Here is a 22,074-nt window from a genome sequence, read left to right as displayed (position 1 = left end):
GCGAGGATGCGGATCTTTTTGATGGACTCGGCTTTTGAGACCTTGGTGTTGGAATCGGCTACTGCGGCTTCGACTTCCGCTACCAGCGCGGGGTTGGTGGTGAGGGCTTCGATGGTTACGTCGGCGGGGATGTTGTTGCGGTCGCGCCAGCCGGGGAGGGCGTCGCGGTCGAGGGTGATGAGGACGCCGATGAAAGGCTGTTTGTCGCCGACGATCATGCACTGGCCGATGAGGGGGTGGGCGCGGAGGGTGTCTTCCATCGGGGCGGGGGAGACGTTTTTGCCTGCCGCGGTGACGATGATTTCCTTTTTGCGGCCGGTGATGGAGAGGAAGCCGTCGGCGTCGAGGGCGCCGAGATCGCCGGTGTGGAACCAGCCGTCGGTAATGGCTTCGGCGCTGGCGGCGTCATTGTGCCAGTAGCCGTCGAAGACCACGGAACCCCTGAGCAGGACTTCGCCGTCGTCGGCAATGCTGACCGCATTGCCTTCGATCGGGCGGCCGACGGTGCCGACTCGCATGTGCGACACCGTGTTCACGGTAATGGCCGCGCTGGTCTCGGTGAGGCCGTAGCCCTCGTACACGGGGACGCCGATGCCACGAAAGAAGTGGCCGAGGCGCGCGCCGAGCGGACCGCCGCCGGAGACCGCACCGGTGCAGCGACCACCAAGGGCGGCACGAAGTTTCGAATAGACAAGCTTGTCGAACAGCGCGTGCTTCAGGCGCAGCGCCAGGCTCGCGCCGCCGGACTCCTGCGCCTCGCTCCAGGCGATCGCGGTGTCCGCGGCCAGGTCGAAGATGCGCCCCTTACCGCTGTCGTGCGCCTGCTGCTTCGCTCCGTTGTAAACCTTCTCGAAAACACGAGGCACGGCCAGGATGAAATCCGGCTTGTACGAAGCGAATTGGGTGGTGAGGGTGGACCAGTCGGAAGTGTGCGCAACGGTGACCTTGGCCGCGAGCGAGCCCACCGCAATGGCACGCGCGAAGACATGCGCGAGCGGCAGGAACATGAGGGTCGTCTTGCCCTCGGCGAGCAGATGCTGCAGCGCGATCTTGCCGGAGAGGGACTCGGCCAGCAGGTTCGCGTGCGTGAGCACCACACCCTTGGGACGACCGGTGGTGCCCGAGGTATAGATGAGCGTCGCCGGGGAGGCGGAACCGACCTGGGCCCGGCGCTCGGCGAGCACGCTGTCATCAACAGCGGCACCACGATTGACGAGCTCATCCACCGCGCCCGCATCGATGCGCAGCGTCTCGAGCAGATCGGGCGTCGCGATATCGGCAACGGTGACGGCATGCCGCTCGTTCTCCACGATCAGCAGCTTCGTGCCCGAATCCTCGACAATCCAGCGCGCCTGGTCGGTCGACGAGGAGTCGTAGATGGCGACCGTGCACGCCCCGGCGGTCCAGATGGCGTAGTCGATGAGCGTCCACTCGTACCTGGTCGAGGCCATGATGGCGACCCGATCCCCGGCCTGCACACCGGAGGCGATGAGCCCCTTGGCCACCGCGCGCACCTCGACCGAGAACTGCGCGGCCGTCACATCGCTCCACCCGTCTGCGGTGGGCCGCTGGAAGGCGACGAACTGCGGCGAGTGCGCGGCGAGGCCGTCGACGACATCGGTCAGCGCCGCACCCTCGGCGATGGCGTACGACGCCGGCGCCTCGAATTCACGCTGTGCAACCGAGGTTGATCCCATCTGTCCCACGACCTCTCTCCTCCGACCTGCCCGGACCGCATCGTCCGGCACGCGGGCACACTCTCGCACGGCCCCCGAACCAGGACCAATTCACAATGCTGGTGCGGTGCGCCGTGGATCACAATGTGCACGCGAACACCACGGACCTCACCAGAGTGTGCCCCAGACCAAAGGCGCGGCCGGGCAGGCTCAGCGGGCGCGGGCCGCGGTGACCATGGCGTCGAGCCGGACTCCCAGGGCGTTGACCTGGTCCCGGAGCGCTTCGATATCTTCGAGCGGGATGCCGACCGAGTCCAGCACGGCATGGATCATGCTCTGGGCCGGCCGCTGCAATTGCTGACTGGCGGGGGTGGCGTGCAGCACCACCGCCCGCCCGTCCGCGACACTGCGCACACTCTCGACCAGACCACCGGCCTGCAACCGCTGTACCAGCGGTGAAAGGGTGCCGTAGTCGAGGTGGATGTGCTCGCCCAGCTCCTTCATGGTGATGCCCGGACGCTCCCACAGCGTCAGCAGCACCAGGTACTGCGGATAGGTGAGTTTCATATCGTCCAGGAAGGGACGGTAGGCAGCGGTCATGGACCGCGACGTGGAGTACAGCGCAAAGCACAGCTGTGCACTCAGCGACAACAGCGCGTAGTCGATCTCCTCGTCCGCTCCGACCCGATGCCCAGCGGGTTCAGAAGACGGATTCTCTGACATTACTGCACTGTACTGCGCACGGTATGGAGTACCGCGTCGGTGGCCACCCGGTCGCCCACGGTAATGCGCAAACCGGTCGGATAGTGCTTGACGTGGATGTTTGCCCCCGCCAAGGCGGTTCCGACCCGATCGATATCCGGGCCGGGCAGTGTCAGATACGAGAAGTTGGCATAGCTGTCGGGTACGCAGAAACCGAGTTTGCGCAGACCGACGGTGAGCCGGTGCCGGTGCTCGCCGATGACCGTCACCCGTTCCGCGATCTCCGGTTCCGCCGCATAGCAGGCCCGCACCGCGACCTCGGCGAGTGCGTTCATGCCGAAGGGCAACTGCCGGCGGGCGACCCGTTCGATCAGCGCCGGAGCGCCGATGGCGTAGCCGACCCGCAGCGCAGCCAGCCCGTACGCCTTCGAAAAGGTGCGCAGGACCAGCAGATTCGGATTCTCGTCGAGCAGTGTGAGCACGTCGATGCGCTCACCCTGGGCGACAAAATCCACATACGCCTCGTCCAGGACGACGGTGACCGTGGCCGGTATCCGAAGCAGGAACTTCTCGAATTCCGCTGGGGTGATGAGTGTTCCGGTCGGATTGTGCGGACTGCACAGCACCACCAGCCGGGTCTGCTCGTCCACCGCCTCGGCGATGGCGTCCAGATCCTGCCGCCCGTCCAGCGTGAGCGGCACCGTCACCGGGAGGCCGCCGGCCATGGCCGTCAGGATCGGATACCCGTCGAAGGTCGGCACCGCCATGACCACACTCGAACCGCCGGAACCGAATTCCTGCACGATATGCATGATCACGCCGGTCGCCCCGGCCCCCACCACTATGCGGTCTGGTGCGACGCCGAGCCGTTCGGCAATGAGCCGGGGCAGGCGCTGCGGCAGGAATTCCGGGTAGCGGTTCGCGGAGGACAGTGCGGCCGATAATGCCTCGCGCACGGAAGGCGGTGGGCCGTAGGGATTTTCATTGAGCTGTAGCTGATGCCCGATCCAGGCGAGGGGAGCCATCGTCGAACCTCAGCGTCCGCCCCAGCGCACCGCGGCAGCCGCCGCGAAATCGCCCGCATGCGCGAATCCGGCCAACATCACCAGCGATCCGGCGGAGACGCGACCTTCATCGATCGCGCGGTCGAATGTGACGGGAATGCCTGCGCCGAAAAGGTTTCCGCATTCGTCGAAGGTATCGGGATGCCGTTCGGGCGGCAGTTGCAGCGCATCGCGCCAATTGCGCAGGAAGGCGCGGTTGGGCTGATTGGTCACCAGCAGATCCAGCTCACTGGAGGCGACACCGAGACGCTTGCACACGGCGTGCGCCACCTCGGGCACGATCTTGTTACCGCGACCGAGCACCTTGGCGATCTTGGATTCGGTGAACCCCACATGCATCTGCCCCGGCCCGGCCTCCCAGTACTTGCGGGGCGGATCGGCGAGCACGGTCATCTGCCCGGCGAACTGCGGCAGATGCCGGGTCTCGATATCGAGAATCGGCGAATCCCCGTTCTTCACAAGCAGTCCCGCGCCCGCGCCGTCACCGGGAATGGCGGCCTGCGGCTTACCGCGCACCTGCTCCTGGGTGAAGATCTGACCGGCCGCGTTCTGGATATTGACAATGAGCGCCGCCTTGGCGTCGGTGCTCACCATGATCTGCCGGGCCAGCTTCATGGCGTGCACGAAGGCAGCGCAGCCGCCATTGTGCAGATCGATCAGCCATTCGGGATTGATGCCCAGGCGCGCGGCCACTTCACCGCCGTTGCCGACAATGGCGGTCTCCGGCAGCTGAGTGTGCACGATGAGAACATCGATGTCGCGCAGGATATCTCGCCCCTGCCGTGCCAGCAGCGGAGCCACCGCCCGCTCAGCCATATCGGCGGGCGACTCGCCCGGCGCCACATGGTGACGGAACTTAGGCGACTTGAACATAATGTTCGCGGTGACATCCTCCGCATCCGCGTACTGCGCGAAATAGTCTGCGGGAACGATGGTTTCGGGTAGGTATCCGGCTACATCGATGAGGCTGACGGTATCGGTGCTCATGCTCAGTCCATCCATTCGGGCTTGATCGGCTGGCCGCCTGCGTGGCGGTGCTCGCAAATCGCCTTGAGGTTGCGCAGTTCCAGCAGATGACCGGCGGCGAAGAGGTGCCAGAAGTCGCCGACCCACACGGGGCGGTCCGCCGGCGCGGCGGCCGGGTAGGCGTTCTCGTCGTAGAAGGGGTGGTGACAGTTTGTCCACAGCACTACCGAACCCGGCTTGTTGAACACCTTCTGCGCGTCCACCACCCGCATCAGGTAGATCATCCACAGGTGTTCGCCCTGGTCCCAGGCGCAGTGGTAGTCGACGGTGCGCGTCTCACGGCTGGATTCGGTGCGGGTGTAGATACGGGTGTTCGAGCCGATGCGGTCATCGGAAACCCACAGATCCGGCTCGTCGGTGCGCTCGAAACCCCGCATGCTGTAGGTCCATTCGCACAGACTGCGGGTATCGGAGAGGTATTCGAAGACCTCGTCCGGCGGAGCGTCGATGTACTCGTTGACCGTGCAGTAATCGCCGAAGACCTCATCGTGCGGATAGACGGCGCGGGTCATGTCCAGCACCATCGGCATGCCCTCTTTGACGGTCATGGTTTCGATGCGATAGACGCCCGGAATCTCCAGGTGCGGCACTTCGACGGGTTCGGCCTTGACGGTGTCGGTCATGCGAGGGGCTCCTTCAGGAAGGGGGCAAACGGCGGTAGTTCGTCTGGATCGCAGAGGATTTCGATGAAGACGGGTCCCACTTCGTCGTGGGCCTTGTCGAGAGCGGTCTCGAATTCGGCGAGCGTCGTGGTGGTCCAGGCGGGCAGCTGCGGGTACATGGCGGCCACACCCGCGCCGATATCCGCGGGCCGGAACCGGTTGAAGCTGTAATCGCCCGAGTAGTAGAGCTGTTCGCGCGTGACGCACATGGCGTGCGCATTGTTGTTGAAGATGACGAAGGTGACCGGAGCCTGATATTCGACGGCGGTGTGCACCTCGTTGCCGTGCATGAAATACGCACCGTCACCGGCGATTACGAAGGTGCGACGGCCGCGGCCGAGGGCGCTGCCGATGCCCGCGCCGAAGGCGTAACCCATACCGCCCATGCCGAGTGCGATGAGGAACCGGCCATCATCGGGCACGGGCAGATGATGTACCACCGCCGCACCGGTATTGCCCGCGTCGGCAACCACATCGGTGCCGGAATCCAGGCGCGCGGCCAGCGCGGTCACCGCCTCGCGGTAACGCACTCCCGGACCACTCGCCGGCGGCGGCTTCAGTTCCGGAAGCGCTCCGGTATTCGCCTGCGCAGCAACGAATCCCGGGCGCGAGGTATGCACCGCGAATTCCAGCAGACGATGCCGGAGCGATCCGCGCACGCGGACGTGAGCGGGCACGAAGGGTTCGTCCGCACCGAGATGTAGCACCCGCGGGCAGGTGGCCAGCGCCGCATCCAATCCGGCGCGCGCGGTGATCGGCAGCGCGGCGCCGGCCAGCACGCACAGTCCGGCACCGGCAACCAGGGCGGGCGCGTGCGGATGTCCCATGACGCCGGTGACACCGGCGAAGCGCGGATGCCCGTTCGGGAAGGCATCCTTGGCATCGGGGGTGACCAGCACCCAGGCATCCAGGGCGACCGCCAGCGCGGCGAGCTCGGCCCGGGCATTCGCGCGGGCGATCTCCGGCCCGGCAATGATCACCGCCGGACCATGCCCGGCTGCCAGCATTGCGACCGCGTCGGCGCTCAGCGGCGCGTCGACCTGCGCAGGCTCGGATACCCCCGCACGGTGCACACGACCCGGTGCCGGTGCGGCCTGAATATCTTTGGGCAGCAGCAGAACCGCTGGTCCACCGGCGAACGCCGCCTCGATGGCCCGATCCAACTCGGCGTGAATGTCCTGCGGCCGAGTCACTTTCACGCACCTGCGGCTGACCGCGCCGAAGATCTGCTCGGCATCGAGCCGCCCCGCGCCGCCGCTGGTGTCCTGGAACGCGCCCTTGCCTTCCAGCCCGGTCGGCGCCTGGCCGACCAGGGCCAGCACCGGCACCCGCGAGTCGTATGACTCCGCCAGTGCCGCAAGCAAATTCATGGCGCCACCGCCCGAAGTGGCGGCCACGACGCCGAGCCGGTTGGTGGCGCGGGCATAGCCGTCGGCCATGGTGGCGGCCCCGAACTCATGTTTGGCGACAATGCCCGTCATGAGCTCCGGGCGGCGCTGCACCGCATCGTAGATGTCCTCGATATTGGCTCCGCCGACTCCGAAGAGGTGCTCGGTGTATTCGCCCAGCCTCGCGACGATGACATCGGCAACGGTGTCGGCGACTGTTCCGCGTTCGGACAAGATTCCCCGTTTCGAATTACATTGCCCCCGATACATCGTCCACAATGTATCCACGATCAAGCGTTCGAAGCAATGTGTTGCAGGTCACATATTTCCTGAAAAGTGCTGGTACACAGTCACTTCAGGCGTGCGAAAGCCCCGTTGAGCGAAGCCCGGTGGGGCGCTGATCCGGAGGTGCTGCCATCCGGACCGGCCTCGCTGCCGCAACAGGTTCGCGATCACTCATGAGGTTCAACGATGTGGACGGCAGCCGAGTTCAATCCGCACATCGATTTACCCGGCGGAACGAGCCTAAAACGTGCGGCACGGGTCATCTGTGTGCAGAAATCCAGCAGACACCCGCGGCCACTGGGCACTTGCACATCGGCGACGGCCGCGGGCGACCCACAGAAATTCGTTCGCGTGTGCCCCTATGTTGCCCGGCTCGCAACCGGGGACGGCCAGACTGCGAAGGGCACCTGTCCGACGGCGCGGCCGGCCGGGCTCAGCAGTCTGCCCATACGTTTGAGGGCGCGCAGCGTTATCTGCCGCTCGGTAATGTGCAGATTCGGAAAGCTTTGCGCCAGACGGTTTTCCAGGAGGATGCATTCGTGCTGCGTGCGCAGCCAGGCAATGATGTGCACATTACTGGCATCGGTGGTGGCCGCACACAGCCGAATCTCAGGCCATTGTGCGAGCTCAGCGCCGAGCCCGTGCAGTTCGCCGGCAGGCAACTGGGCCCAGAAGTTGGTATTCACCGACCACCCGGCGAACTGCTGGGCGAAGTCGCAGCGGATCAGCAGACGGCCCGACCGGGTCATCTCCACCAGGCGGCGGCGCACCGTCGTCTCACTCAGACCGGTGTCCTGGGCGAGGTCGGCGGCGGTACGGCGACCGTCGGCGGACAGTGCCAGCACCAGGTCCCGGTCCCCCGCGCGACTACGCGTGACCGGGAACGGCGAGCCGCGACGCTGCTGATGTCCGTCGGTGAGCAGCGTGCGCTGCACGGGATCGAGCGCCTGCGGCCGCCACTGCCCGCCCTCGACATAGATGTACAGACCCACCGAAGTGCGCACCTCGGCCACGCCGCGCAGCTCGCCCAGCCAGCTGACCGCGAAATCGTCCAGGGCGGCAAGATCTTCGGCGGCCACCGAGAGTTGCAGCTGATAGCTGCCGCTGGTGCGTTCCGCCGAGAAGATATGCGGACAGGCGCACACCTGGTCGGAGATCGTGGCCAGGGCCTCGGGCAGGCAGCGCAATCGGACATATCCGACGATGGCGAATTCCATCCCGTACGCCGTCAGCCAGGCCAGACCGGCCTCGGTGAGCCGCTGCCAGCGGCGGGCGACGGTGGTGGCGTCCAGTTCGAGAGAGGCGCCGATCCGGGTCCAGGACGCGCGCGGATTGATCTGCAGCGCGTTCACCAGATCCAGATCGGTCTCGCCGAAGGTCACCTCGGCGCCGGAATCCGGCGTGAGCGCATCCCGTATGGCGATATCCAGCGTTTCAGCCATATCCTCGGCCATGGAGGTCATTGTGGCACTCGCGCGAAGAGACACCGCATGAAGGGGCACGGATGCCACGTACCACCCGGGTGACCGTCATGCTGCTGTTCGCGGCATGGGTTGTCGACTACATCGACCGGACCGTGATCAATTTCGCGCTGCCGTGGATCGGCCGCGATCTCGATCTCGATCACACTCAGCTGGGTCTGCTGGTTTCGGTGTTCTTCGTCGCGTACGCGGCCGTGCAGGTGCCGGGCGGGCTGCTCGCGGACCGCTACGGTGCGCTGAAGGTCGGCACGGTCGGACTTGTCGCGTGGTCTATCTTCACCGGGTTGACCGCTATCGCATGGTCTTTCGCGGCGCTGCTGTGCATGCGATTCCTGTTCGGACTGGTGCAGGGTGTGTTCCCGGCCGCCGCACTCAAGGCACTGGCGGAGCGCACCACCCCGGAGCAGCGCACCACCGCTACCGGGTGGACCAATGCCTCCAATGCGGTCGGCATCCTGCTGGCGTCGGTGCTCGCGGGCATCATGCTGCCCACCGTCGGCTGGCGGGTGATGTTCGGGCTGATCTCGGTGCTCGGTGTCGCGGTCATCCTGGCCTGGCGGCGGTGGATGCCGGAACCATTGCCGCAGGACGATATTCCCGCAGACAAGGCGACAGCTGCCGCAGGCAGGCGGGCGGTGCTGTTCTCGCCGTCGCTGCTGGGCTTCGCGGCCATCTTCTTCGGCTACGACGTGCTGGTCTGGGGTGTCAGCGCATGGACACCGACCTTCCTGCAGGAGGAGCGCGGGCTGTCGATCACCATGGTCGCGGTGGCGGCGGTGCCGTCGACACTGGCCGCGGCGGCGGGGGTGGTGCTCGGCGCCCAGCTATCGGATCGGATGGGCGGAAGGCCGCGGCAGATTGTCATCCCCGCGATGGCCGCTACCGCGATCATGCTGTTCGTGCTGCCCCGGCTGGAGCCGTTCCCGCTGTTCGTGATTGCGGCGACGGTCATGAGCCTGGTGGCCGGGCTGGCCTACATGCCCGCCTTCTCGGTGCCGCTGCGGGCGCTGCCCAGCGCCTATATGGGCGTGGCCTCCGGGGTGATCATTTTCGGCGGCCAGGTCGCGGGCATCATCAGCCCCTCGCTGTTCGGCTTCATGACCGACCGCTACTCGTACACAACAGCTTTCGAAACCATGGCCATCGGGCCGCTGCTGGCCATCATTGCCGCGGCCGTGGTCCCGCAAACCGCCGACGAATTCTGGGCCAAAGTAGCGGCCCGCACGTCGGTGACCGTCCCCCCGAAGGAGATTCACTCGTGACTGCCACTCCTGAACTGCACGAATCTGCGACCGGTGCGCACTGGTTGCAGGTGTACCGCCAGTTGCACGCGCACCCGGAGCTGTCCGGCGAAGAGCACGGCACCGCCCGGCTGGTGGCCGAGGAATTGCGTGCGCTGCCCGGCTGGGAGGTGACCGAGGGTGTCGGCGGCACCGGTGTGGTCGGCGTGCTGCAGGGCGGTCCCGGGCCGGTGATCTGGTTGCGCGCCGATATGGACGCACTGCCGGTGCAGGAGGACACCGGGCTGGCGTACGCGTCGACCGTGCCCGGCGTCATGCATGCCTGCGGACACGATGTGCACGTTGCCGCGCTGCTCGGAGCGTGTGCGGAGTTGGCGACCGGACCGCAGCCGACCGGTACGGTGGTCGCGATCTTCCAGCCCGCCGAGGAGACCGGCGCCGGTGCGGACCGCATGGTCGATGACGGTGTGGTGCAGCGCTTCCCGAAGCCGGCCATCGTGCTGGGCCAGCATGTCGCCCCGCTGCCCGCGGGACTGGTCATCAGCCGCAGCGGACCGTTGATGGCGGCCTCCGACTCGATTCGGGTGACCTTCACCGGTCGTGGCGGCCACGGCTCGCAGCCGCATCTGGCGGTGGACCCGCTGCTCATGGCCGCCTCACTGGTGGTGCGCATGCAGACTTTGACCGCCCGGCAGTCCGCCGTGCCCGGCTCCGCGGTGCTCACCGCGGGCGCACTGCACGCGGGCACCCGGCCGAACATCATCCCGGAAACCGCCGAATTGCTTTTGACCCTGCGCACTTTCAGCGACACCGCGCGCCAGCGCATGCTCGACGATCTACAGCGCCTCGCCGAATCCGAGGCGACCGCCGCGGGCGCACCGAAGCCACCGGACTTCGTGCCTTACGACCACTTCCCGGTTACCGTCAACACCCCCGGCGACACTGAACGGGTCATGGCCACCCTCGCCGCCGCCGGCATCCCCTACATGCCGCTCGACAATCCCCTCACCGGCAGTGAGGATTTCGGCGTCTTCGGCACCGCAGCCGGAGTCCCCTCGGTGTTCTGGCACATCGGCGGCATCGACTGGGTCCGCTTCACCGAAGAAGACCAGCACATCATGCTCACCGAGCACACCATCCCACCCCGCTTCCCCTCCAACCACTCCCCCCGCTTCGCCCCGGACCCGGCACAGGCACTCCCGGCGGCAATCACCGCAATGGTGACCGCCGCCCGCGCAGAACTCGCCCGCTCCGAGTAGGGCAGCGCACACCCTCGTCCTCCCCGCGCGTTTTTGGCCGGGATCCACAGCCGTTGGTACTCAACCAATCTCGGTGGATCCCGGCCAAAAGCATGCCGGGATGACGGGGTCGGGCCACCCGGCGCTCCTCACGGGGCCCGGCGCACGAGAGCCGCGCGTGGATTGACATGCCGCGCACGAAATCGCTGCGGACTCTGTGCGCGTTGGGCGAAATCGTGCGCGGGGAGGTGGGGTTAGGCGGCTTGGGCTGTGCGGGTGCGGCGGTCGGTGGCGGCGGCGGAGCGGGTGATGGTGGGGAGGAGGACTGAGAGTAAGGACATGTCGAGCGGGAGGAGGGAGAGGTCTAGGCGGTTGTGGGTGAAGCCGACGGAGAGGCCGGAGGTGGGGTCTACCCAGCCGCCGGAGCCGCCCAGGCCCAGGTGGCCGAAGCCTCGGGGGGCGCCGAGGGTGGGGAGGGGGTGGTAGCCGAGGTGCCAGAAGGTTCGGCGGGGGTCGGGGCTGGTGCGGGTGGAGCGGTCCAGGGCTCGGGCGGTTTCGGGGGTGAGGAGGCGGGTGCCGTCGAAGGTGCCGTTGCCTGCGATGACCGCGTAGACGCGGGCTATCGCGTCGGCGGTGAAGACGCCTGTGGCTGCGCCGTTTTCGGTGCTCAGCAGGGGTGGGATCGGGCCTCGGAGGGCTTCTTCACCGCCGGGGACGTGCATGGAGCTGATCGCTTTTCCGAGGACGGGGATGCGGGTGGCGGCTGCGGTGAGGGGTTTGCCCAGGCGGGAGCCGGTGGCCGAGAGGCTCGGGCCGACGAGCTCGGCGACTGTGGTGCCATCGGCCGGGTGGCCGAGGTGCAGGCCGGTCAGGCCCAGTGGGTCGGCGAGTTCGGTGCGGAACAACTCGGCCATGCCCTGGCCGGTGACGGCGCGGCAGAGGCCGGCGAGCAGCCAGCCGAAAGTCACTGCGTGATAGACGGGTAGGCCGCGCGTCCAGTCCGGAGTCGCGGCGGCGAGGCGGTGCTCCATGAGCACGTGGTCCAGGACGTCGGCGGGGTTGTCGAGGACTCGGCGCAGGTCCGAGAGCCCGGCGCGGTGGGCGAGGACATCGCGCACGGTGATGGAATTCTTTCCACCGTCGGCGAATTCGGGCCAGTACTCGGCGACGGGGGTGTCGTAGTCGAGCAGCCCACGGTCGGCCAGCCGGTGCACCACCAGGGAGGTGATGCCCTTGGTGGTGGAGAAGCTCAGGGCGGCGGTGTCTGCGTCCCAGGGGATTTCGCCCGCCGCGTCGGCGGTCCCGGTCCAGATATTGACCACGGGTTCACCGTGGAGGTAGACCGCGAGTGCCCCACCGGTGCGCAGATAGCGGGCGAACAGGCGGGAGAACGTGCGCACGGGGGCGGCGAAGCGGGAGTCGGCGGAGCCGCGGATCCCTTCGGGCAGAGTAAGCATGCGGGCAACCTCATTGTCGAGCCGGAGCGGTGGTCACTGATCGAAGGTGATGTGCAGATCGTCGGATTCGGGGAGGGTCTGACAGGCCAGCGTCAGGCCCATGGCGAGCTCCTCGTCGATGAGGGCCTCGTTCATCAGCATGCGGGTGCGGCCCCTTTCCACGCGGCATACGCAGGTGCCGCAGGCGGATTCGCGGCAGACGTACGGCGCGTCGATGCCGTGGTCGAGCAGCACATCGAGCAGCTTCTTACCGCGCGGCCACGGCAGGGTATGCGTTGCGCCATCGATGTCGACCTGAACAGTCGGGGTATCGCCCGGGGAACGGGCGGCCACCGGGATGGCCGTGAGCGCAGATGCGACCACGGGTATCGGCTGCTCGAACGGGTTCTCCGTCAGCGAGCGGTACTCCTCCTGGCGGATCGCGCGCTCGGGAATCCTCAATTGTGCCAGGCCCTGCTTGGTCACCAGGGCGAATCCGGCTGGGCCGCACAGGTACACCTCGTAATTGCGGTACGGCCGGGCCCAGGTGGCGAGTGCGCGGGCATCGGGCAGCCCGCGCTCCGATTCCAGCCAGTGCTGCACGGTGAGCCGCCGCGGATACCGCTGCGCCAGCTGCTGGAGCTGCCTGGCGAAAATGATCGACTGCCGATCGCGATTCGCGTACAGCACCACCACTTTCGACCGTCCGACGGTGAGCGCCGATTTGAGAATCGACATGATCGGGGTGATCCCGCTGCCCGCCGCACACAGCAGCAGATCCCGATTCCAGCTGCGCGGCACGAAGTTCCCCGCCGGCTCCAGCACGGTGAGTAGGGATCCGGCGGCAATGTTGTCGCACAGCCAGTTCGAGGCGTACCCGTCGGCCGTGCGTTTTACGGTCACGGCCGGATGGTCGTCACAGTGCGGACTGCTGGAGAGCGAATAACAGCGCGCCACCGAACCGGTGCGCTCGCTCGGCACCTGCAGCGTCAGGAATTGCCCTGGCGAGTAGGCGAATCGACGTCCCAGATCCTCGGGAATATCGAAGACCAGCGAGACCGCGTCGGCGGTCTCGCTGATGACTTCGCGCACCTTGATCTGGTGTGCGCGTGCGTTCATACCCGGGCGCCCTTGCTGCTGGCGGCGGCGACCTCCTGGGGAGCGTCGATTCCGAACTGATTCAGCAGCCAGGCGCCCGCCGATTCGATGCGCTCCATCGAAATCGGCTGGGTGATACGGCGATTGATACCGGGTGCGATGCGCAGCATGAAGTATCCGAGCCACGCCTCGGCCCGTACCGGCACCACCGCCAGGTCGTAGTTCACCGCGCGCACCACGGCCCGCGCCACCAGATCCGGGCTCAGTGGCGAGAACGGCAGCCGGGCAGCGATGTCCTGCACCTGCCGGGCAATCTCCTTACCGCGCTCCACCAGCGCCGGATCGACGCCGACGGCAGTGGCGTGGTCTCCGATATTGGTATTGATCACGCCGGGGCAAATCGCGCTCACCCCAACGCCTTTCGGTGCGAGTTCGAGCCGCAGGCATTCGGTGAGCATCTTCACCCCGGCCTTCGACACCGAGTAGGCCGACATCACCGGTGTCGGTGTGAAGGCGGCTGCCGACGCGATATTGACAATGTGCCCGCGCTTGCCCTCATCGATCATCAGCCGCCCGAAGGCCCGGCAGCCGTAGACGACACCCAGCAGATTGACGCCGAGCTGCTTCTCCCAATCCTCCGGCTCCAGATCCAAAAAGGCTCCGCTGACCAGGATTCCGGCATTATTGACCAGCACATCCGGCACACCGTGGTCGGCGTGCACGTCCCGGGCGAAGGCGCCCCACGCCGACGGATCGGTGACATCCAACTGCATGGCCACGGCCCGCTGCCCCTGCGCCTGAATGAGTGCGACCGTGGCCAGCGCCGCATCCTTGTCGATATCGGAGACGACGACCTGCGCTCCCCCACGCGCGAACCGCAGGGCGACCGCGCGGCCGATCCCGCTGCCCGCACCGGTGACCACCACCAGCCGGGGATCGATACTGTTGATTTTCACGACGCCTCCTCGGACAGCACGACACTCGCCGAACGGACGGGTGCGCCCACGGTGTAGCGGTACACATCGAGATCGAAATGCCGGTTCTGCCAGTACATCTCGCCATGTGTGGACGGGCGGAACGGGGAATCGCCGTGATCATCGATGTAGTAGGTATTGGAACCCGCACAGGTCGGGGTGAACAGGAAGTTCTTCTCCTGCCTGCGCAGGCATTTCGCGAAGTACTCGTCGTGCACCTCCTGCCGGATCTCGATCTCGGTGGCGCCGCGCCGTTTCGACTCGGCAATGGCCCGGCTCAGATGTGCGGCGGTGGCCTCGATCATCCAGATGTACGAGCCGAGCACGAACCCGTACGGACCGGTAATGGTGAAGGCATTCGGGAATCCCGGAACCGAAACACCCTGATAGGACTGGTAGCGGTGCTCATCCCAGAAACTCTCCAGGTCGATGCCGCGACGCCCGCGCATGGGGAACGGCGGCACCGCGCCCTTCTCCCAGAGTTTGAATCCGGTGGCGCAGATGAGCACATCGATCTCGTGCTCGGTCCCGTCCGCGGTGATCACACCGTGTTCGGTTATGCGCTCGATGGAATCGGTGACCAGGCTGACGTCCTCGCGATTGAACGTCTTCAGATAATCGTTGGACATGGAGGGCCGCTTGCAGCCGAGTCCGTACTTCGGCATGAGCTTCTCCCGGAGCACCGGGTCGGTGACCTGCCGCCGCATCCATTGGCGGATAGGCACTTCCGCCAACCGCCGACTGCTATCAGTGAGCCAGGTCGGCCCGGCCACCATGCCGCTCATGGCCACTTCGGTGCCGATATTGCCGACAGCCCGCAGTGCCGAGCGAATTCGCCTGCGCCCCAGTACCTGCCGGCCGAGCCAGCCGACCTCGGAATCGCTCTTCGGGAACACCCAGATCGGCGTCCGCTGGAAGACGGTCAGATGTTCGGTCTGGTCCACGATCGCCGGGATCAACTGCAGTGCCGTTGCGCCGGTGCCGATCACGGCGACCCGCTTACCGCGCAGCTCCACATCGTGGTCCCACATGGCGGTGTGCACCAGCGTGCCGCCGAAATCGTTCACCCCCTCGATATCCGGCAGCTTCGGCCGTTCGAGCCCGCCGATGGCCAGCACCACATGCCGCGCGGTGAGCTGCTGCCCGCCGTCGGTGGTCAATCGCCACAGGCTGCTGTCATCGTCGAAATCGGCCGCCACGATGGTGGTGCTCAATCGCAGTTTTCCGCGCAGTCCGTACTTGTCGACCATGCCCTCGGCATAGTCGCGAAGTTCGGTGCCGGGCGCGAAGATCCGCGACCAGTCGCCACGCTGTTCATAGGAGAAGCTGTAAATGAACGAGGGAATGTCCACCGCCACACCGGGATAGGTATTGGCATGCCAGGTGCCGCCCACCCGATCCCACTTGTCCACGATGATGAAGTCGTGAATGCCCTTGCGCTGCAGGGCGATACCGGTGCCGATACCGCCGAACCCCGCCCCGACCACGATGACCTCGTGGTCGGGGCGGGCAGCGTCCGGCGCACTCTCACCGAAGTCGATGCCGCTCATACTTTTTCCTCGCGTCCGTCTGCCCGGCTCAGCCGATGCGATCGACAAGTTCGCCCTGGGCACCGAACAGTTCGGTTCGCCAGCGCTCGAGCAGTTCCGTGGTATCGATATCGTCGGGGTGGAAGCCCGGCCGCATGTACGGCCGCATTTCCTTCAAGAGCCCCTTGACGATCGGTCCCCGAGCCAGCCGAACCGTTTGCCGCGCCACCTTGATCGGCCGCCAGCTGCGCGGATCACTGAGAATCGAGACGGCCACCCCGAGCCCGACCACCGGAATGGTGAGCGCGTAGCTGCCTGCCATGAGTCCGATGCGCATCGCCTCCGAGCCGCCGGTTGCGCGATAGACATCGAAGGCGACCGACTTGTGCTCGAGTTCCTCGAAGGCATGCCAGTTCAACAGATTCCAGACTTCGGGATCACCGGGAATGGTCTGGATCGCCTCTTCCCCCAGCACCCGGGCCGCCAGTGTCGCGGTGTAATGCTCGGCCAGCGCGGTGAAGGCCAGATGGGCGTGCCGTGGCACCAGATTCTCGATCCTGACCAACGCCCGTTCCCGCAGCGCGCCCGGCTCGAAGGTGAAGACCCGCACGATGGGGAAACCCATCTCGATCAACTGATCGTTCAGCACGCGATGCTGCTGGCCGTGCACCGCCTCCTGGCCGATGAAGCCGGCCACGCGCTTCTTGAGCACCGGATCGGTGATCTCACCGGAGAATTTGCGCACCGAGCGAATAAAGGATTCCTCGCCCGGCGGGAACGCGCCCGACAGCACGGCAATGAGGTGGGTCAGCGGAATGTCGTCCTGGACGAACTGGTGCGCCATCGGTTCGGGCTGGCCGAACCGGAATCGCATGCGCCGGACCTTGGGATAGGGGGTGAGGGACTTGGTGTCCTGACCGATCGTCATTGGTCGGTCCTTTCTCGATGGAGTTGTGGGTTACTTCAGGTGATCGACGAGTACGCCGTCTTCGCCGAAAAGCCTTTGCTGCCAAGCCTCGAGCAGCACCGTGGTGTCGATATCGTCGGGATGGAAACCGGGACGCAGATACTGGGCCAGCTCCGCCATCAGCCCGCGGAAGATGGGCCCGCGGAACAGGCTGTACGCCTCCTGCGCGATGCGCACGGGCTGCCGCCGCGCCACCGGGTCCCGAGCCAGCGAAATCGCCAGGGTCCCGAAGGTGAAGGGCAGCGTGAAGGCGAACAGGCCGGCCATCACGCCGATGCGGGTGCGCTCGGAGCCGCCGACCGCCCGGAAGACGTCGAAGGCCACCGATTTGTGCTCGAGTTCTTCCAGCGCATGCCAATTCAGCAGATGCCAGAACTCGGGCGAGGCCGGAATGTTCTGGATCTCATCACTGGAGAGCACCCGCTGCGCCAGGACCGCGGTGTAGTGTTCGGCGGCCGCCGTCGAGGCCAGGTGGACCAGCGGAGCCAGCCGCTCCTCGATCCGGAGCATGCGCTCCTTGGCCTCGTCGGTGTCGATCCACTCGATGGGATAACCCATTTCGACGAGTTTGCCGTTGAGCTGGCGGTGCTCCTGGCCGTGCATGGCCTCCTGGCCGATGAAGCCGGCGACACGCTTCTTCAGCACCGGATCGGTGACGAACTCGGCCACGCGGCGGACCGAGCGGATGAAGGATTCCTCGCCCGGCGGGAAACCGCCGGAGAGTCCGGCGACGAAGTGGCTGAAGACCATATCGCCGTCGACGAAGTACCTGTCGTTCGAATTGTGTTGGTCGAAGCGGAAACTGATCCGCCGAGCCTTGGGGTAGGTGGTTGCGGGAGGCGCACTTGTCATCTTTGACCGTCCTTGGTGCAACACTGAGTACCTAGTACTACGTGTTCGATATGAAGCCAGTGTAGGATTGTCCCAGACAGCAATGCAAGGGGTGCGCCGTAACGGATCGAATTACAATCTGCGACATGGCCTCCCACCCGCCCGCCGATCTGAAGGGTGATGCCAGGCACGACCGCTGGCACTCGCATCGCGCCCTGGTGCGCGCCGAACTCATCGAGGCCACCATTCGCGCCATCGATGCGCACGGACCCGATCTGTCCATCGACGATGTCGTGAAAACCGCTGGTATACCGCGCCCCAAGCTGTATCGCTTCTTCGGCGACAAGGTCGAACTACTGGCCGCGGTCAGCGGCCGCGTGCAGCAGCTCATCGTCGAACGCGTGACACCGCTTTTCGATCCGGCCGCCTCGGCGCGCGAGGCCATCGGCACCGCGCTGGCGGCCTATATCGACCTGGTTTCCGAGCGCCCCAACCTCTTTCGCTTCATTGTGAGCTCACATGTGGTCGCCGCCTACGGCGCGGCACAGCTGCTCGAGGACGGCCGTCCGCTGTCGGATGCGGTCGCCGACTTCTTCTCCGGCATTCTGCGGCTGCGCGGCGCGGACGGCGAGCACACCCAGTTCGTGGTGGACGCGCTACTGGGCGCGATCGGGCTCGGCGTGCTGCGCTGGCTCAACGAACCGGTGATCACCAGTAGGGAACTCGCCGAACAATTGACCTCGTTCGCCTGGGGGGCGCTCTCCTCCACCGCCCAATCACGCGGGCTGGTCCTCGATCCCGACGAACCGCTGATCTAGCTCACGAACCGCTCCACCATGCGCCGCTCGCTCGCGGCATCGGGCAGCGGCCAGCACAGCAGTGACAGCACCGCACAATCCATTGCGCCGCTTCATCATCGGGCGTTATACCGGTCAGCATGGTCGCGATACGGCCCAATTCCGTTGAGGAGGCGAAGACTTCGTTGCTGCCGCCGGTCCGGTCGGCGAACCAGCGCGCCAGGGCGGGGTCCGACCGTACGGCGGTGATCGAGGCGAGCGTGGCCTCGACAATCCGCCGCGACCCGTCGTAGCGGGACACGGCCGCCGCGACCCGGTCCGCGACCGCAATCGCGGAGCGCGCCAGGACGGCATCGATGAGCGCGGCCTTGCCACGGAAGTGACGGTAGAGCGTGGCCCGCGAACAGCCGACCGCCGTGGCCACATCGTCCATGCCGACCCGATCGAACCCGCGGGCCAGGAACAACTCGGCCGCGGTACCCACGCTGCGCTCGCTCGCGATCGACCGGCGCACACCGCCCGCCAGCCAATCCACCTGCTGGTCGGCTAGATCAACTCCTCGGACTCGGAGATACTCCGGTCTCATCCTGAGACGCCGGGCCCGAATCGTCCAGGGTCAGTTCAGCGAGCCGTCTCCCGAGCCGACCATCTCCCGGCGCACGGTGGTGGTGATCTCGGAGGCCGTCAGGATCATGGCGACGAGGAAGTCGATGAGCACACCACGGTCGATATCGAGGTCACCGCGCAGCCATTCGGTGAGCAGTTCCACGCCGCCGTGCGAGACGGTGCGGGCGGCGAGTTCGGCGTGAATGCCTTCGGCGGCTGATTCGCCGAGCAGTTCGCGGGCCTGATCGAGCATGATGGCTGCGATCAAGGTGACGAATTCGCTTCGGCGGCGGCGCAATTCATCGATCGACTGGAGCTCGATGAACAGGCGGCGACGTGCCGGATGGTCGGCGACCGCGGCGACCGCGGCCTCTACCACCGCGCGCAGCCGCACTCGGGTATCGGACGGCGTGGTGGCGAGCAGCGCGCCCAGCTCGGCCATGACCTGGGCGAGTTGTCCGTCGAGTATCTCGAACAGCAGTTGATCGGTGTCGGCGTAGCTCTCGTAGAAGTAGCGGTCGTTCAGGCCCGCGCGGGCGCAGAGCGCACGCACCTTGAGCCCGGCCAGACCCTGCTCGCCGATGGCCTCCTCGGCGGCGTCGATCAGCTTGCGCCGGCGCTGTTGCTGCCGTTCGTCGGCGCTGAGTCCGGCATATCGCCCTCGGCCTGTTTCCACGTCGCTACCTCGCCCATTGCCAGCGCCCCCATTTTGGTGAAGACTATCACCAGACTACTTCTGGTGATGACCTTCACCAGAAGTGTGAAAGCGAATCAGGAGGGCACGCAATGGCGCGTACCGATCAGCTAGCCGACCCGGTCTTCTTCTCGGAGTTCCCGTTCAATATCGGGGTCAAGTTCCTCGCCCCGGGCGATATCCGGCCCACGCCGCAGCAGCGCGAGGACTACCGCAGGTTCACCCAGCTGGGTGATCCGCTGGCCGATGCCGTGGTCGAGATGTTCCGCCACCTCCCGACCGGGCAGGGTCGCCGCATGTTCGAGATTGCCCTCGAGCGCGGCATCGATGCGGTCCCCGACGCACCCGCCGAGCTGAAAGCCTTCTTCGCCCATATCGATTCCCGGCCCTACTGGCTCGATCAGGAGAAGCTCGATCGCGCCGCACGGGTCAGCGGTCGCGTCGGGCCGTGGGCGACGAACCTCGCGTTGTCCATGTTCGCGCTCAATGGCGGCTATCTGGCCTCTCGTGCGGGCAAGGTGCTGGTCGGCACCGGCGCACTGGCCGCCGAGGCGATGGCGCCGCGACGGGTGGCCGAGACCGCGAGCTGGTGGGTCGATGTGACCGCGCTCGGCGGCATGGGCCGCTTCGAGGCCGGCTTCAAGAACACCGTGCGGGTGCGGCTCATGCACGCACTGGTCCGGGCGGGCATGACCCGGCGGGACGACTGGGACTACGAGAACTGGGATCACCCGATCAACCAGTCCCTCACCGCGGGCACGCTGATGTTGTTCTCGCTGGCCACCATTGTGGGTTGCAATACCGTCGGCCTGCGGTTCTCCAAGCAGGAGAAGGCCGCCGTCTATCACCTGTGGCGCTACGTCGGCTATGTGATCGGGCTCGACGCGGATATCGTGCCCGCCGACGAGACCGACACCTGGCGACTGCTGTGGCTGCAGGCAGATTACGAATTCCTGCCCGACGAGGATTCGCGCACGCTGTCCAAGGCGCTGGTCTCGGCGCTCGGCCCGCTCTACGGATTCGACGGCAATGATCTGCGCTCGCGGGCGCTGCGCCGGGCCTTCACCCTGTACTCGCTGTCGTACAGCCGAATACTGCTGGGCAAGAGCAATTCCGACTTCCTGGAAATGGAGAACAGCCGGGTCTTCACCGGTGCGGTGCTGGCCACGGCGGCGGTCAACAGTGTGCTCGAGGTGCCGCGCCGGTTCATTCCGGGCGCGACCCGGCTCAGTGAAAAATGGGGTCGCCGCACGACCGAGCGGATGCTGGCGCGGATCACCCGGGTGAACCATCCGGACCGTAGTTACGGACGCCACGACCGGCTCGCCGATACCCGCGCGGCCTAAGCTTCGCTACGTTAACGACTCACCGAAGGAACCGCGCCCATGAGCCTGCCGCCCATCCTGTCCGAACGACTACGCCTGCCCGCGGTCGCCTCACCGATGTTTCTCGTCTCCGGCCCGGAGTTGGTCATCGCGCAGTCGCGGGCCGGAGTTGTCGGTTCGTTCCCATCGCTGAACGCGCGGCCGCAGTCGCAGTTCCGCGAATGGCTGGTGCGCATCAACGAGGAACTCGCCAAGCACGATGCCGAGAATCCCGATCAGCCCTCGGCGCCGTATGCGGTGAACCTGATCGTGCACAAGAGCAATGACCGGCTCGAGGAGGATCTGGCCACGGTCGTCGAATTCCAGGTGCCGATCGTCATCACCTCGCTCGGTGCGCGCGCCGATGTCAATGAGGCAGTGCACTCCTACGGTGGCATCGTGCTGCACGATGTCATCAATAATGTGTTCGCGCACAAGGCAGTCGAGCGCGGCGCGGACGGGCTCATCGCGGTTGCCGCCGGTGCGGGCGGGCACGCGGGAGCCCAATCCCCCTTCGCACTGATTCAGGAAATCCGCGCGTGGTTCGACGGCCCGCTGCTGCTCTCGGGCGCCATCGGCCACGGCCGCTCGGTGCTCGCCGCCCAGGCCGCGGGTGCGGACCTGGCCTACATCGGCTCGGCCTTCATCGCCACCGAAGAAGCCAATGCCACAACGGATTACAAGCAGATGATCGTCGACTCCACCGCCGCGGACATCATCTACTCCAGCCGCTTCACCGGCGTGCACGGAAACTACCTGCGCCCCAGCATCAAAGCCGTCGGCCTCGACCCCGATGACCTCGGCGACCGCGACCCGTCGGCCATGGACTTCGGTACCGACGAGTCGCAGACCGCCGAAGCCAAGCCGTGGCGCGACATTTGGGGATCCGGCCAGGGCATCGCCACCGTCACCGCCGTGACCACCACCGCCGAGGTAGTAGACCGCCTGGCCACCGAATACACCGCCGCCAAGGTACGGCTTCAGCAGCTCTGAAAACTGGATCGACTGCCCACCA

Annotated in this window: 20 protein-coding genes; 5 read left to right on the top strand and 15 right to left on the bottom strand. The window is 66.3% G+C overall.

The window, feature by feature from the left end; translation table 11 throughout:
* The 7 genes from JWN03_RS14915 to JWN03_RS14885 form a co-directional block, all read right to left on the bottom strand.
* A partial coding sequence (locus JWN03_RS14915; RefSeq protein WP_297614799.1) for an AMP-dependent synthetase/ligase occupies positions 1-1,697 on the bottom strand: 1,697 nt, incomplete at its 3' end.
* Between the two features lie 189 nt (positions 1,698-1,886).
* Positions 1,887-2,399 (bottom strand): MarR family winged helix-turn-helix transcriptional regulator, encoded by a 513-nt coding sequence (locus JWN03_RS14910; RefSeq protein ID WP_297614786.1) that lies wholly within the window; start codon positions 2,397-2,399, stop codon positions 1,887-1,889.
* Positions 2,399-3,403, bottom strand: a complete 1,005-nt coding sequence (locus JWN03_RS14905; protein WP_297614784.1) for a pyridoxal phosphate-dependent aminotransferase — start codon at positions 3,401-3,403, stop codon at positions 2,399-2,401. Before JWN03_RS14905 ends, JWN03_RS14910 begins: the two co-directional genes overlap by 1 nt.
* A 9-nt stretch (positions 3,404-3,412) precedes the next feature.
* Positions 3,413-4,429 carry a 3-oxoacyl-ACP synthase III family protein gene (locus JWN03_RS14900; protein ID WP_297614782.1) on the bottom strand — a complete coding sequence of 339 codons (1,017 nt, stop codon included), beginning with the start codon at positions 4,427-4,429 and terminating at the stop codon, positions 3,413-3,415.
* A 2-nt stretch (positions 4,430-4,431) separates the two neighbouring features.
* Positions 4,432-5,091, bottom strand: a complete 660-nt coding sequence (locus tag JWN03_RS14895) for an SRPBCC family protein (protein ID WP_297614780.1) — start codon at positions 5,089-5,091, stop codon at positions 4,432-4,434.
* On the bottom strand, positions 5,088-6,752 hold the full coding sequence (locus tag JWN03_RS14890) for a thiamine pyrophosphate-binding protein (protein WP_366914417.1): 1,665 nt from the start codon (positions 6,750-6,752) through the stop codon (positions 5,088-5,090). Before JWN03_RS14890 ends, JWN03_RS14895 begins: the two co-directional genes overlap by 4 nt.
* Before the next feature lie 410 nt (positions 6,753-7,162).
* Positions 7,163-8,257 (bottom strand): Lrp/AsnC family transcriptional regulator, encoded by a 1,095-nt coding sequence (locus JWN03_RS14885; protein ID WP_297614776.1) that lies wholly within the window; start codon positions 8,255-8,257, stop codon positions 7,163-7,165.
* A 50-nt stretch (positions 8,258-8,307) separates the two neighbouring features.
* Between JWN03_RS14885 and JWN03_RS14880 the strand changes: the two genes are divergently transcribed.
* On the top strand, positions 8,308-9,546 hold the full coding sequence (locus tag JWN03_RS14880; RefSeq protein WP_297614774.1) for an MFS transporter: 1,239 nt from the start codon (positions 8,308-8,310) through the stop codon (positions 9,544-9,546).
* Entirely contained in the window at positions 9,543-10,784 is a 1,242-nt protein-coding gene (locus JWN03_RS14875) for an amidohydrolase (RefSeq protein WP_297614772.1), read from the top strand. Before JWN03_RS14880 ends, JWN03_RS14875 begins: the two co-directional genes overlap by 4 nt.
* Positions 10,785-11,017: 233 nt before the next feature.
* On the opposite strand, the gene JWN03_RS14870 is transcribed toward JWN03_RS14875, so the two are convergent.
* From JWN03_RS14870 to JWN03_RS14845, 6 genes are read right to left on the bottom strand one after another with little or no spacing between them, the layout of a single operon-like run.
* On the bottom strand, positions 11,018-12,220 hold the full coding sequence (locus tag JWN03_RS14870) for a serine hydrolase domain-containing protein (RefSeq protein WP_297614771.1): 1,203 nt from the start codon (positions 12,218-12,220) through the stop codon (positions 11,018-11,020).
* 33 nt (positions 12,221-12,253) lie between these two features.
* Positions 12,254-13,318, bottom strand: a complete 1,065-nt coding sequence (locus tag JWN03_RS14865; protein ID WP_297614769.1) for a ferredoxin--NADP reductase — start codon at positions 13,316-13,318, stop codon at positions 12,254-12,256.
* Positions 13,315-14,253, bottom strand: a complete 939-nt coding sequence (locus JWN03_RS14860; RefSeq protein WP_297614767.1) for an SDR family NAD(P)-dependent oxidoreductase — start codon at positions 14,251-14,253, stop codon at positions 13,315-13,317. The genes JWN03_RS14865 and JWN03_RS14860 overlap by 4 nt, the downstream gene beginning before the upstream one ends.
* Positions 14,250-15,821 (bottom strand): flavin-containing monooxygenase, encoded by a 1,572-nt coding sequence (locus tag JWN03_RS14855; RefSeq protein ID WP_297614765.1) that lies wholly within the window; start codon positions 15,819-15,821, stop codon positions 14,250-14,252. Before JWN03_RS14855 ends, JWN03_RS14860 begins: the two co-directional genes overlap by 4 nt.
* Before the next feature lie 28 nt (positions 15,822-15,849).
* Positions 15,850-16,728: a metal-dependent hydrolase gene (locus JWN03_RS14850; protein ID WP_297614763.1), complete on the bottom strand. Its 879-nt coding sequence runs from the start codon at positions 16,726-16,728 to the stop codon at positions 15,850-15,852.
* 30 nt (positions 16,729-16,758) lie between these two features.
* Positions 16,759-17,619 (bottom strand): metal-dependent hydrolase, encoded by an 861-nt coding sequence (locus tag JWN03_RS14845; protein WP_297614761.1) that lies wholly within the window; start codon positions 17,617-17,619, stop codon positions 16,759-16,761.
* A 125-nt stretch (positions 17,620-17,744) separates the two neighbouring features.
* Here JWN03_RS14845 and JWN03_RS14840 point away from each other — a divergent pair, with 125 nt between their 5' ends.
* Positions 17,745-18,416: a TetR/AcrR family transcriptional regulator gene (locus JWN03_RS14840; protein ID WP_297614759.1), complete on the top strand. Its 672-nt coding sequence runs from the start codon at positions 17,745-17,747 to the stop codon at positions 18,414-18,416.
* Between the two features lies 1 nt (position 18,417).
* On the opposite strand, the gene JWN03_RS14835 is transcribed toward JWN03_RS14840, so the two are convergent.
* Together JWN03_RS14835 and JWN03_RS14830 are read right to left on the bottom strand one after the other, a co-directional pair.
* The gene (locus JWN03_RS14835) at positions 18,418-18,981 is read right to left on the bottom strand and encodes a TetR/AcrR family transcriptional regulator (RefSeq protein WP_366914415.1); all 564 of its coding nucleotides are present in this window, start codon (positions 18,979-18,981) and stop codon (positions 18,418-18,420) included.
* Between the two features lie 30 nt (positions 18,982-19,011).
* Positions 19,012-19,677, bottom strand: a complete 666-nt coding sequence (locus JWN03_RS14830; protein ID WP_297614757.1) for a TetR/AcrR family transcriptional regulator — start codon at positions 19,675-19,677, stop codon at positions 19,012-19,014.
* A gap of 110 nt (positions 19,678-19,787) precedes the next feature.
* Between JWN03_RS14830 and JWN03_RS14825 the strand changes: the two genes are divergently transcribed.
* Together JWN03_RS14825 and JWN03_RS14820 are read left to right on the top strand one after the other, a co-directional pair.
* Positions 19,788-21,041, top strand: a complete 1,254-nt coding sequence (locus JWN03_RS14825) for an oxygenase MpaB family protein (RefSeq protein ID WP_297614755.1) — start codon at positions 19,788-19,790, stop codon at positions 21,039-21,041.
* 39 nt (positions 21,042-21,080) lie between these two features.
* Positions 21,081-22,052, top strand: coding sequence for an NAD(P)H-dependent flavin oxidoreductase (locus JWN03_RS14820; RefSeq protein WP_297614753.1), 972 nt, complete (start codon positions 21,081-21,083; stop codon positions 22,050-22,052).
* The last annotated feature ends 22 nt before the right edge of the window (positions 22,053-22,074 follow it).

The sequence above is a fragment of the Nocardia sp. genome (assembly GCF_025465275.1).
GTDB lineage: Bacteria > Actinomycetota > Actinomycetes > Mycobacteriales > Mycobacteriaceae > Nocardia.
This window is presented reverse-complemented; position numbering and strand designations above follow the sequence as displayed.